The sequence below is a fragment of the Streptomyces glomeratus genome (assembly GCF_021462825.1).
Lineage (GTDB): Bacteria > Actinomycetota > Actinomycetes > Streptomycetales > Streptomycetaceae > Streptomyces > Streptomyces glomeratus.
The window spans coordinates 174,610-186,921 of the sequence record NZ_JAKEEB010000008.1 but is presented as its reverse complement, the minus strand read 5'-3'; the positions used below and the strand labels follow the sequence as shown (position 1 = coordinate 186,921).

At 70.2% G+C, this 12,312-nt stretch carries 9 protein-coding genes; 8 read left to right on the top strand and 1 reads right to left on the bottom strand.

Translation table 11 applies throughout. The annotated features are described in order from the left end of the window. The first annotated feature begins 33 nt into the window (after nucleotides 1-33). Nucleotides 34-888 (top strand): DUF4184 family protein, encoded by an 855-nt coding sequence (locus tag LZ604_RS12490; protein ID WP_234515110.1) that lies wholly within the window; start codon nucleotides 34-36, stop codon nucleotides 886-888. A gap of 69 nt (nucleotides 889-957) precedes the next feature. Here LZ604_RS12490 and polA read toward each other — a convergent pair whose 3' ends face one another. Next, a complete protein-coding gene (gene polA / locus LZ604_RS12485) occupies nucleotides 958-3,684 on the bottom strand; it encodes a DNA polymerase I (RefSeq protein WP_234515109.1) in 2,727 nt (908 codons plus the stop codon). A gap of 309 nt (nucleotides 3,685-3,993) precedes the next feature. On the opposite strand from polA, the gene LZ604_RS12480 reads away from it, so the two are divergent. From LZ604_RS12480 to LZ604_RS12450, 7 genes are all read left to right on the top strand, one after another. Then, nucleotides 3,994-6,273 carry an FdhF/YdeP family oxidoreductase gene (locus LZ604_RS12480; protein WP_234515108.1) on the top strand — a complete coding sequence of 760 codons (2,280 nt, stop codon included), beginning with the start codon at nucleotides 3,994-3,996 and terminating at the stop codon, nucleotides 6,271-6,273. A gap of 54 nt (nucleotides 6,274-6,327) precedes the next feature. Further along, the gene (locus LZ604_RS12475; RefSeq protein WP_234515107.1) at nucleotides 6,328-6,816 is read left to right on the top strand and encodes a PaaI family thioesterase; all 489 of its coding nucleotides are present in this window, start codon (nucleotides 6,328-6,330) and stop codon (nucleotides 6,814-6,816) included. A 63-nt stretch (nucleotides 6,817-6,879) separates the two neighbouring features. Beyond that, a complete protein-coding gene (locus tag LZ604_RS12470; RefSeq protein ID WP_234515106.1) occupies nucleotides 6,880-7,305 on the top strand; it encodes a hypothetical protein in 426 nt (141 codons plus the stop codon). Continuing rightward, nucleotides 7,302-7,913: a Tat pathway signal sequence domain protein gene (locus LZ604_RS12465; protein WP_234515105.1), complete on the top strand. Its 612-nt coding sequence runs from the start codon at nucleotides 7,302-7,304 to the stop codon at nucleotides 7,911-7,913. The genes LZ604_RS12470 and LZ604_RS12465 overlap by 4 nt, the downstream gene beginning before the upstream one ends. Nucleotides 7,914-8,201: 288 nt before the next feature. Next, complete coding sequence (locus LZ604_RS12460; protein ID WP_234515104.1) at nucleotides 8,202-9,434, top strand: branched-chain amino acid ABC transporter substrate-binding protein; 1,233 nt, start codon at nucleotides 8,202-8,204, stop codon at nucleotides 9,432-9,434. A gap of 115 nt (nucleotides 9,435-9,549) precedes the next feature. Then, nucleotides 9,550-10,482, top strand: a complete 933-nt coding sequence (locus LZ604_RS12455; RefSeq protein WP_234515103.1) for a branched-chain amino acid ABC transporter permease — start codon at nucleotides 9,550-9,552, stop codon at nucleotides 10,480-10,482. Nucleotides 10,483-10,487: 5 nt separating this feature from the next. Then, nucleotides 10,488-12,311 carry a branched-chain amino acid ABC transporter permease gene (locus LZ604_RS12450; RefSeq protein WP_234515102.1) on the top strand — a complete coding sequence of 608 codons (1,824 nt, stop codon included), beginning with the start codon at nucleotides 10,488-10,490 and terminating at the stop codon, nucleotides 12,309-12,311. Nucleotide 12,312: the final 1 nt, after the last annotated feature.

The window sequence follows — 12,312 nt, the reverse complement described above, 5'->3', positions numbered from 1 at the left end:
TGTGCCCGGTCAACGTCTGCCGAGGGAGCCGAATTGCCGTTCACCCTCAGCCATGCCGCGGCCGTGCTTCCCGCCGTGCGCGGGGACGGGTCCGGGCGCGGACGACTGGTGCCCTCGGTCCTCGTCGCGGGTTCGTTCGCGCCCGACATGACCTATTTCGCGGCGAGCGCGGTGTCCGGGGCGATGGACTTCGGTGCCGTCACCCACTCCTTCGCCGGGGTCTTCACCGTGGACGTCCTCATCGCATGGGCGCTGGTGGGGGCGTGGCTGGTGCTGCGGGAGCCGGCGGTGGCACTCCTGCCGCGCGCGGCACAGGGACGGGTGGCGGCACTGGTGCGCTGCGGCACACCGCGGCGCAAGGTCTCGATTCGGCTGGTTCTCCGCTGGTACGTCTCGGCGGCGCTGGGTGCGCTGACCCATGTGGTGTGGGACGCGTTCACGCATCTCGACCGGTGGGGGATGCGGCTGTTTCCGGTGCTGAGGAGGCCGTTCGAGGGAACGCCGCTCTATACGTACCTGCAATACGGAAGTTCGGCGGTGGCGGGGGTGGCGATCGCGGTCTTCATGACGGTCGTGCTGCGGCGGACGCCGGCCGGTCCGGTCACGGGGTCGGGTGTGCCGCTGCTGTCCTGGGCCGACCGGTGGCTGGCCGGTGCGGTGATCGGCGGATGCGCGGCCGTGGGGGCGGTGCAGCGGGCGTCCCGGTGGTGGGCCTACTGGGGGACGACCGCGAAGCCGTGGGAGGTGATCCCGCCGGTGTGCTTCGGGGCGGGTGCCGGGCTCGCCGTCGGGCTGGCGCTCTACGTGGCAGGGGTCAGGGCGTTGCGTCCGGCCGCCCCGGGCCCGTCCGCCCCGCGACCGGAACCGACCCGGCCCACGCGCCGCTGACCCCGTCCATGTACACGGGACGGGGCCACAGCCGCAGGACCTGGCTGCCTCGGGGCCGTTCGCCGGAGGTCAGTGTGCCGCCGATTCCCAGTCCGCTCCGTCTCCCACCGACACATCCAGCGGTGCCCTCAGCTGCACCGCGGCCGCCATCTCGCGGCGGACCAGCTCCTCCGCCTTCCGGCGCTCGCCGGGAGCGATCTCCAGGACGATTTCGTCGTGGACCTGGAGCAGCATGCGGGAGTCGAGGCCGGCCTCGCGCAGGGCCCGGTCCACGTTCAGCATCGCGATCTTGACGATGTCCGCCGCCGTGCCCTGGATCGGGGCGTTCAGCGCCATGCGTTCCGCCATTTCCCGGCGCTGGCGGTTGTCGCTGTTCAGATCCGGGAGGTAGCGGCGGCGGCCGAAGAGCGTCTCGGTGTAGCCGGTGGCCCGCGCCTCGTCCACCACCCGGCGCAGATAGTCCCGTACTCCGCCGAAGCGCTCGAAGTACGTGTCCATCAGGGCCCGGGCCTCCGCCGCCTCGATGTTCAGCTGCTGGGACAGGCCGAAGGCCGACAGACCGTAGGCCAGGCCGTACGACATGGCCTTGATCTTGCGCCGCATCTCCGCGTCCACGGCGTCGCGGGCCGCCCCGAACACCTGGGAGGCAACCGTGGTGTGCAGGTCCTCGCCGGAGGTGAACGCCTGGATCAGGCCCTCGTCCTCCGACAGATGCGCCATCACGCGCAGCTCGATCTGGCTGTAGTCCGCCGTCATCAGGGACTCGAAGCCCTCGCCGACCACGAAACCGCGGCGGATGGCCCTGCCCTCGTCCGTGCGGACCGGGATGTTCTGCAGGTTGGGGTCGGTCGACGACAGCCGGCCGGTCGCCGCGACCGTCTGGTTGAACGTGGTGTGGATCCGGCCGTCCGCCGCGATCGTCTTGATCAGGCCCTCGACCGTCACGCGCAGCTTCGCCTGCTCACGGTGGCGGAGCATGATCACCGGCAGTTCGTTGTCGGTCTGGGTGGCGAGCCAGGCCAGCGCGTCGGCGTCCGTCGTGTAGCCCGTCTTGGTCTTCTTGGTTCTCGGCAGGCCCAGCTCGCCGAAGAGGACTTCCTGGAGCTGCTTGGGCGAGCCCAGGTTGAACTCGTGCCCCGCCGCCGCGTGCGCCTCCTTCACCGCCTGCTGGGTGGCGCCCGCGAACAACTGCTCCATGGCCTCCAGATGCGGGCGGTCCGCCGCGATGCCGTACCGCTCCATGCGGGCGAGCAGGGCGGAGACGGGCAGCTCCATGTCGCGCAGCAGATCCGCCGCACCGACCTCGCGCAGCTTGTCCTCGAAGGCCTGGCCGAGGTCGAGGATCGCGCGGGCCTGGATCATCAGCGCCTCGGCCTCGGCACCCTCGTCGGCGCCGAACGCGAGCTGACCGTCCGCCGTGGCCGCGGGGGCCAGCTCCCGCCCGAGGTACTCCAGCGACAGCGCGTCCAGCGCGAAGGAACGGCGGCCCGGCTTGACCAGGTACGCGGCGAGCGCCGTGTCCATGGTCACGCCGTCGAGGGACCAGCCGTGCTCGGGGAAGACCCGCATCGCGCCCTTGGCGTTGTGCAGCACCTTGGGCCTGGCCGGGTCGGCGAGCCACTGCGCGAACGCCTTCTCGTCCGCCTCGTCCATCTGCGTCGGGTCGAACCACGCCGCCGCCCCGTCGGCCGCGGCGAGCGCGATCTCGGCGACCGCGCCCACGCCCAGCCCCCACGAGTCGACCGTGGCCAGGCCGAGGACCCGCCCGCCGTGCTCGGCGAGCCACGGCTTCAGCTCGCCCGCGCCGAGCACAGCGCCGTCCAGTTCGACGCCGTCCGCCGGGACGGGCGTCGTCTCCGCCTCCTCGGCCCCGGGGTCGACGGCGAAGAGCCGCTCGCGCAGCGAGGGGTTCCTGATCTCCAGAGTGTCCAGGACCATCGCGACCGCCTTGCGGTCGTAGGGTGCCCGCTCCAGGTCGGCGACCGCCTTCGGCAGCTCCACCTGCCGCTCCAGCTCCGTGAGCCGGCGGTTCAGCTTCACCGACTCCAGATGGTCGCGCAGGTTCTGCCCGGCCTTGCCCTTGACCTCGTCGACGCGCTCCACCAGCTCCGCGAACGAGCCGAACTGGTTGATCCACTTCGCGGCCGTCTTCTCGCCGACGCCCGGGATGCCCGGCAGGTTGTCCGACGGGTCGCCGCGCAGCGCCGCGAAGTCCGGATACTGCGCCGGAGTCAGCCCGTACTTCTCGAACACCTTCTCCGGAGTGAACCGGGTCAGCTCCGAGACGCCCTTCGTCGGGTAGAGGACCGTGGTGTGGTCGGAGACCAGCTGGAAGGAGTCCCGGTCGCCGGTGACGATCAGCACCTCGAAGCCCTCGGCCTCGGCCTGGGTGGCGAGCGTGGCGATGACGTCGTCCGCCTCGAACCCCTCGACGGCGAAGCGCTGGGCGCCCATCGCGTCCAGCAGCTCGCCGATCAGCTCGACCTGGCCCTTGAACTCGTCGGGGGTCTTCGACCGGTTCGCCTTGTACTCCGTGAACTCCTCGGAGCGCCAGGTCTTGCGGGAGACGTCGAACGCCACCGCGAAGTGCGTGGGGGTCTCGTCGCGCAGCGTGTTCGCCAGCATCGACGCGAAGCCGTAGATCGCGTTCGTCGGCTGGCCCGTCGCGGTGGTGAAGTTCTCCGCGGGCAGCGCGAAGAACGCGCGGTAGGCCAGCGAGTGCCCGTCCATGAGCATCAGCCGGGGACGGCCGCCGCCGGAGGTCTTCTCGGTCTTCTTCGATGCTGTTTCTGCCACGCCCCCGATCCTGCCACGCTCCACTGACACTCGGGCCCGCGCGGGCCCGAGGCGGCCCGGCGGCGGTGGAGGGCGGCCGGTGGACCCCAACAAGGGCGCGGCGTCACGGACCGTGCGCTTGGTGTGACGGAACGCCGCACGCGCGGCACGCGTGCCCGGTTCCACACTGTGCCGCCGGAGCCGCCACCCCTTTAGCCGCCCCCGCGCGGTCCCGCCGCCCTCCCCACGACCGGGCGGGGATCGTTGTCGGCGGCGCGTGCGAGGATTCGGAGACCTACTCACAGGTGTACGCGAAAGGGGAGAGCCGAGATGGCCAGCAAGCCGCCCAAGGTGGACCCGGTTCAGGACTCGCCGCAGGTCACCGCACCCAAGCACGCGGCGGCGGGGCTGCCCGCCATCGGACACACCCTGCGCATCGCCCAGCAGCAGATGGGTGTGCGCCGCACCGCCCTCACCCTCCTCCGCGTCAACCAGAAGGACGGCTTCGACTGCCCGGGCTGCGCCTGGCCCGAGCCCGACCACCGGCACAAGGCCGAGTTCTGTGAGAACGGCGCGAAGGCGGTCGCGGAGGAGGCCACCCTGCGCCGGGTCACCCCGGAGTTCTTCGCCGCGCACCCCGTGGCCGACCTCGCGACCCGCAGCGGCTACTGGCTGGGCCAGCAGGGGCGGCTGACGCACCCCATGTACCTCCCCGAAGGGGGCGACCGCTACGAGCCGGTCGACTGGGAGCGCGCCTTCGACATCATCGCCGAGGAGATCGCCGCGCTGGGCTCCCCCGACGAGGCCGTCTTCTACACCTCGGGCCGCACCAGCAACGAGGCCGCGTTCCTCTACCAGCTCTTCGCCCGCGAACTGGGGACCAACAACCTGCCCGACTGCTCCAACATGTGCCATGAGTCGTCCGGTTCCGCACTCTCGGAGACGATCGGCATCGGCAAGGGCAGCGTGCTGCTCGAGGACCTCCACAAGGCGGACCTGATCATCGTCGCCGGGCAGAACCCCGGCACCAACCACCCGCGCATGCTCTCCGCCCTGGAGAAGGCCAAGGCGAACGGGGCGCGGATCATCAGCGTCAACCCGCTGCCCGAGGCGGGCCTGGAGCGCTTCAAGAATCCGCAGACCCCCCACGGCATGTTCAAGGGTGCCGCGCTGACCGACCTGTTCCTGCAGATCCGCATCGGCGGTGACCAGGCCCTGTTCCGTCTCCTCAACAAGCTGGTCCTGGAGACCGAGGGCGCGGTCGACGAGGAGTTCGTGCGCGACCACACCCATGGCTTCGAGGAGTTCGCCGAGGCCGCACGGGCCGTCGACTGGGACGAGACGCTGACCGCGACCGGTCTCACCCGCGCCGAGATCGAGCAGGCCCTGCGGATGGTCCTCGCCTCCGAGCGCACCATCGTCTGCTGGGCCATGGGCCTCACCCAGCACAAGCACGCCGTGGCCACCATCCGCGAGGTCGTCAACTTCCTGCTGCTGCGCGGCAACATCGGCCGCCCGGGCGCGGGCGTGTGCCCGGTGCGCGGCCATTCGAACGTGCAGGGCGACCGCACCATGGGCATCTTCGAGCGGCCCGCGCCCGCCTTCCTGGAGGCCCTGGAGAAGGAGTTCGGGTTCGTGCCGCCGCGTGAGCACGGCTACGACGTCGTACGGGCCATCCGCGCGCTGCGGGACGGCGAGGCGAAGGTCTTCTTCGCGATGGGCGGCAACTTCGTGTCCGCGTCGCCCGACACCGAGGTGACCGAGGCGGCCATGCGCCGAGCCCGTCTCACCGTGCATGTGTCGACCAAGCTGAACCGCTCGCACACCGTCACCGGAGCACGTGCCCTGATCCTGCCCACCCTGGGCCGCACCGAGCGCGATGTGCAGGGCAGCGGCGAGCAGTTCGTGACCGTGGAGGACTCCATGGGCATAGTGCACGCCTCCCGGGGCCGTCTGGAGCCCGCGAGCCGGCACCTGCTGTCGGAACCGGCGATCGTGTGCCGCCTCGCCCGCCGCGTGCTCGGCGACGGCACCAAGGTGCCGTGGGAGGAGTTCGAGCAGGACTACGCCTCCATCCGCGACCGTATCGCCCGCGTGATCCCCGGTTTCGAGGACTTCAACACGCGCGTGGCCCGCCCCGGCGGCTTCGCGCTCCCCCATGCGCCCCGCGACGAGCGCCGCTTCCCCACCGCCACCGGCAAGGCCAACTTCACGGCGGCCCCCGTGGAGTATCCGCGCCTGCCCGAGGGCCGGCTGCTGCTGCAGACCCTGCGCTCGCACGACCAGTACAACACCACGATCTACGGCCTCGACGACCGCTACCGGGGCATCGCGAACGGCCGCCGGGTGGTGCTGGTGAACCCGGAGGACGCGCGGGCGCTGGGCGCGGCGGACGGGTCGTACGTCGACCTGGTGAGCGAGTGGAAGGACGGCGTCGAGCGGCGCGCCCCCGGCTTCCGGGTGGTGCACTACCCCACGGCCCGCGGCTGTGCGGCCGCCTACTACCCGGAGACGAACGTGCTGGTCCCGCTGGATGCCACGGCCGACACCAGCAACACCCCCGCGAGCAAGTCCGTCGTGGTGCGCCTGGAACAATCGGCGACCGACTGAGCGTTTGCTCAGCGACAGGCGAGTCACCGATCACCGACGAACGGAGCCAGCCCCATGGGCGAGCAGCACACCGTGAAGTTCCCGCAGGATGTCGTCGACGAGTACGCAGCGCTCGGCGTCGACCTGCCCGCCCTCTTCTCGGCCGGACATCTCGGGACCCGTATGGGCGTCCAGATCGTCGAGGCCTCCGCCGAGCGGGTCGTCGGCACGATGCCCGTGGAGGGCAACACACAGCCCTACGGGCTGCTCCACGGCGGTGCCTCCGCGGTCCTCGCCGAGACCCTCGGCTCGGTCGGCTCCATGCTCCACGGCGGTGCCTCCAAGATCGCCGTGGGTGTCGACCTGAACTGCACCCACCACCGGGGGGTGCGTTCCGGTCTGGTCACCGGCGTCGCCACCCCCGTCCACCGGGGGCGGTCGACGGCGACGTACGAGATCGTGATCAGCGACGAGGACGGCAAGCGGGTGTGCACGGCCCGCCTGACCTGTCTGCTGCGCGATGTGCGGCCCGGCGACGGGGACCACCTCCCCAGCGGGGGATGAGCCGGCGAGCCGGCGTCCGCAGCGCCGTTGCTCCCGGGACCACCGGCGCCTTAGCGTCATGGCATGGCGACGGGAGGAGCCCCCAGGCCGGGGCTGAGGCTGCTCGGACTCTGGCTCGGGCTGACCGTTCTGACGGGTGTGACGACGACCGCCTGCGCCGCCGGCTCCGGCTCCGCCGGCGCGAGGAGCACCGAGGCGGCCGCCTCCGCCTCGGCACCACCCCGGGCCGCGTCTCCCGACGAGTTGTGCGCGCGGGTCGTCGCCTACTGGTCCCGCAAGGTGCTGGACAGCGATACCTACGGCGACTACCAGTCGATGGGGCTGTCCAACGGGCAGTACGAGATCCTGCGGACGGTCGTGGACGCGGCCCGGGACGAGAAGAGGCGGCAAGGCGTCCCTGCCGCCCACCGGTTGATAGACCGTCAGGCCCACGAGGGCTGCGCCGACTGGTACCGCACCGGCGGCCCGAGCAAGGGGCCGTGGCAGTGAGCGGCGTCGGCCCCGTCGAGCCCGGCGAGGGCACGCACGCATGGGACGACCCGGGCGCCTCGCCCCCGTCCGGCCCTCCACACGGACGCCTCGCCCAGCTGTACGACCGGCACCGCCCGGCCCTCCTCGCGGCGACGGCGGTCGCCGCCCTCCTCGCGGGCGGCGGCTACCTCTACGCGACCCGGCCGCAGAAGCCGCCGCCGCCACCACCGCCGTACCCCTCCCAAGTGGTCAGCGTCACCTACCTGGCCGCACGGCCCGCGCCCCGCGGCGCTCCTCCCCGGAGCTTCACCCTCTCGGTGCTGCTGAGCGTGGAGTCCGGCCCGCCGGTCACCGTGACCCGGATAGCCCAGCCCTATGCGGGTCTTTCCGTGGCCTCGGCCCCTCTCCCCCCTTTCCGCACAAACGCGGGTGCCACCCGCAAGATCGCGATCACCATGCGCGTGACCGAATGCGGGAAAGTCCCTGAGAACGCCGGACTCCCTTTCCTCGATGTAACTCTGCGTAATACACGCGCAATGGAAGACCACAGTTACATCCTCGGCTCGCGCTATGCGCACGACCTCTCCGTGGCCCTGCACGTCGCCTGCGGCAACCTTTCCCGGTAATCACCAAAACGCCTGATGCACCTGAACACACCGGCGCGCGTCCTGCGGATTCTCACTATGCGGACCGGGCGAATCGGCCGGAATTCCGCTGTATCACCCGTCGAGTACCGCTCTGCATTACCTCGTGTCATAACAAGAGCGTCACAGCCTGGGTCAGACCCTCCTCCACCTTCCCCACCCACGCTTAGAGTCACGGCCAGTCACCGCGCGGTCTGAATGTTCACTTCGGCCCAGCGCTCGACTCGGCCGCTTCCAGGGTGGAGGGCCGTGCCAGGGAAAGGACTGATCGTGCGTCAACGTTCGCTCATCGCCATCACCGCCGCGCTGGCGGCGGGAGCGCTTACCCTCACCGCCTGCGGCTCGCGCGACAGCGGCAAGAGCTCGGATTCCGGCAAGGGTGGCGGCACCACCGTCACCATCGGAGTCGACGCGCCCCTGACCGGCGACCTGTCCGCGCTGGGCCTGGGCATCAAGAACTCCGCGGACCTCGCCGTCAAGACCGCCAACAAGCAGAACTACGTCAAGGGCGTCACCTTCCAGATCCAGGCGCTGGACGACCAGGCGCAGCCCTCCTCGGGCCAGCAGAACGCCACCAAGTTCGTCGCCGACAGCAGCGTCCTCGGCGCCGTCGGCCCGCTGAACTCCTCCGTGGCCGAGTCCATGCAGAAGGTCTTCGACGACGCCAATCTGGTGGAGGTCTCCCCGGCCAACACCAACCCGGCCCTCACCCAGGGTGCCAACTGGCAGACCAAGAAGGCCCGCACGTACAAGTCGTACTTCCGCACCGCGACGACGGACGCCGTCCAGGGCCCGTTCGCCGCACAGTACGTCTACAACGACGCCAAGAAGAAGAAGGTCTTCGTCATCGACGACAAGAAGACCTACGGCGCGGGTCTCGCCGCGACCTTCACCCAGGAGTTCAAGAAGCTCGGCGGCACCATCGCCGGCACCGAGCACATCAACCCGGACACCAAGGACTTCTCCGCGGTCGCCACCAAGGTGAAGAACTCCGGCGCGGACGTCGTCTACTACGGCGGCGAGTACCCGCAGGCCGGCCCGCTCAGCAAGCAGATCAAGGCCGCCGGCGCCAAGGTCCCGCTGGTCGGTGGCGACGGCATCTACGACCCGACGTTCATCAAGCTGGCCGGCAGCAACAGCGCCGGCGACCTCGCCACCTCCGTGGGCGCCCCCGTCGAGCAGCTCCCCTCCGCCAAGGAGTTCGTGGCCAACTACAAGGCCGGGGGCTACAAGGAGGAGTACGCGGCGTACGGCGGCTACTCCTACGACTCCGCGTGGGCGATCATCGAGGCCGTGAAGAAGGTCGTCGAGGACAACGGCGGAAAGCTCCCCTCCGACGCCCGCGCCAAGGTCACCGCCGCCATGCAGAACGTCTCCTTCGACGGCGTGACCGGCAAGGTCTCCTTCGACGAGTTCGGTGACACGACGAACAAGCAGCTCACCGTGTACGCCGTGAAGAACGGTGCCTGGGCGCCGGTCAAGTCCGGTACCTACACCGGCTGATCCCCTCCCACCCGCACCACCCGAGAGCCGCGCGGGGCGCTGTTCCACTGGCGCCCCGCGCGGACTCGCATCCGGCCACATCCGTCGAACGTCCGAAAGTCTCGGAGGACATGCGGTGAACGAACTGCCGCAGCAGCTGGTCAACGGCCTGCTACTAGGATCCATGTACGGGCTGGTAGCCATCGGCTACACAATGGTCTATGGCATTGTCCAGCTCATCAACTTCGCCCACGGCGAGATCTTCATGACCGGGGCGTTCGGCGCCCTCACGGTCTACGCATACATCCTGCCCGACGGCACCTCCATGTGGGTCGCCCTGCCACTGATGCTCATCGGCGCCATCCTGGTCGCCGTCATGGTGGCTGTGGGAGCGGAGCGGCTGGCCTACCGGCCCCTGCGCAACGCCCCCCGCCTGGCCCCGCTCATCACGGCTATCGGCCTCTCCCTCGCCCTCCAGCAGGCGGTCTGGGCCTGGTACCCCGACGCCAAGTCCCCCCGCATCTTCCCGCAGATCGGCGGAGGTCCTTTCCACCTCGGCAATGTCACCATCCAGACCGGTGACATCTTCCTCTTCGTCGCCGCCCCCATCAGCATGGCCGTCCTCGCCTACTTCGTGATGAAGACCCGCACCGGACGCGGCATGCAGGCCACCGCCCAGGACCCGGACACCGCGAAGCTGATGGGCGTCAACACCGACCGCATCATCGTGATCGCGTTCGCCCTCGGCGCCACCTTCGCCGCGGTCGGATCCGTCGCCTACGGCCTCAAGTACGGCCAGATCGACTTCCGCATGGGCTTCATCCTCGGCCTCAAGGCGTTCACCGCGGCCGTCCTCGGCGGCATCGGCAACATCTACGGCGCCATGCTCGGCGGCATAGTCCTCGGCGTCGCCGAAGCGCTGTCCACCGCCTACATCTCGGACATCCCCGGCATGGACAAGTTCGGCAGCCAGTCCTGGGCAGACGTCTGGGCGTTCGTACTCCTCATCCTTGTGCTGCTGTTCAGGCCCCAGGGCCTGCTCGGCGAGCGCGTCGCGGACAGGGCGTGACACCGATGACCACACAGACCACCGCACCAGAGACCCCCAGCGCGCCCGCGGCCGCCCAGTCCGGCCTGATCGGCCTCCCGCACCGGCTGGGGCGGGCCCTCGCCACCGGCGGCGGCGCCCTCACGATCATCTCCACCTTCCTCTCCTGGACCTGGACCGCCGACTTCCCCGGCGACCTCACCGTCTACGGCTACCCGGGCGGCCTGCAGGTCCTCGTCCTCATAGGCGCCGTCTTCACCACCCTGTTCGGCCTCGCCTCCTACGGCATCAAGGGCCTGGGATGGCTGACCCCGGGCAGCGCCGACAGCGCCCTGAAGCTGGCCGCACTGGGCACCTTCGCCACCGCCTGGTACACCGTCATCGCCATCAGCGTCGAACTCGGCGGCGTGGTGAACCTGGAGCCCGGCGGCTACCTCGTCGCGGTCGCCACCCTGGCCGCCCTGCTCGGCGCGCTGGCCCTGCCGTTCGAACGGCCGGCCCCCGACCTCGCCGACCCGGACGACACCGGTCTGGAGCGGTTCCGGCACAACAGCCGCCAGAACTGGAACACGTTCAAGGCGGCCTTCGCCTCCACCACCCCGGCACCGGCACGCCAGCTGCCCGCCTACGCCGAGATCCTCGTCATCGTGGCGGCCATGGCCGCCGGCCTGCTCGTCTTCACCTACGGCATCGGCACCGAGTACGACGAACTGTTCATCGGCTTCCTCCTCACCGCCGGCTTCTGCTTCGCCGCCCTGGGCAAGTCCGGAATCGTGGCCCGGGTCTCCGCGATCACCGCGCGGCACCGCACCGTGACGATGGCCGGCGCCTTCGTCGCCGCCGCGGCCTTCCCCTTCACCCAGTCCGACGACCAGTACGCGACGATCGGCGTCTACATCCTGATCTTCGCCACCGTCGCCCTCGGCCTGAACATCGTCGTCGGTCTCGCCGGCCTCCTCGACCTCGGTTACGTCGCCTTCCTCGGCGTCGGCGCCTACACCTCGGCCCTGGTCTCCGGCTCGCCGTCCTCGCCCCTGCACGTCAACTGGCCGTTCTGGGCCTCCGCGCTGCTGGGCGCGGCCGTCGCCATGGTCTTCGGCGTCCTCATCGGCGCCCCGACCCTGCGGCTTCGCGGCGACTACCTCGCCATCGTGACCCTCGGCTTCGGTGAGATCTTCCGCATCACCGTCCTGAACATGGACGGCACCTCCGGCCCCGACGTCACCAACGGCTCCAACGGCATCTCCTCCATCCCGAACCTGAACATCCTCGGCTTCGACTTCGGCAAGGACCACACGTTCCTTGGCGCCACCATCGGCCGGTTCGCCAACTACTTCCTGCTGATGCTGCTCATCACGCTCATCGTGGTCGTGGTGTTCCGGCGCAGCAGCGACTCCCGCATCGGCCGCGCCTGGATCGCCATCCGCGAGGACGAGACCGCCGCGCTCGCCATGGGCATCAACGGCTTCCGGGTCAAGCTCATCGCCTTCGCCCTGGGCGCCAGCCTGGCCGGCCTCGCCGGCTCCGTCCAGGCCCACGTCACCTACACGGTGACCCCCGAGCAGTACCAGTTCGCCCACGTGGTGCCACCCAACTCGGCCTTCCTGCTGGCCGCGGTGGTCCTGGGCGGCATGGGCACCATCGCCGGACCGCTGGTCGGCGCCGCACTGCTGTACCTGATCCCGGCCAAGCTCCAGTTCCTGGGCAACTACCAGCTCTTCGCCTTCGGCGTCGCGCTCGTCCTGCTGATGCGCTTCCGCCCCGAGGGCCTCATCCCCAACCGGCGCCGCCAGCTCGAGTTCCACGAAGAAACCGAAGCGCCCGCCGTCCTCACCAAGGCAGGGGCCTGAC

Bases quoted from the DNA above. Each gene is read 5' to 3' on its own strand.
- LZ604_RS12480 (WP_234515108.1), top strand. From the start codon at position 3,994: ATGGCCAGCAAGCCGCCCAAGGTGGACCCGGTTCAGGACTCGCCGCAG.
- LZ604_RS12475 (WP_234515107.1), top strand. From the start codon at position 6,328: ATGGGCGAGCAGCACACCGTGAAGTTCCCGCAGGATGTCGTCGACGAG.
- LZ604_RS12470 (WP_234515106.1), top strand. From the start codon at position 6,880: ATGGCGACGGGAGGAGCCCCCAGGCCGGGGCTGAGGCTGCTCGGACTC.
- LZ604_RS12450 (WP_234515102.1), top strand. From the start codon at position 10,488: ATGACCACACAGACCACCGCACCAGAGACCCCCAGCGCGCCCGCGGCC.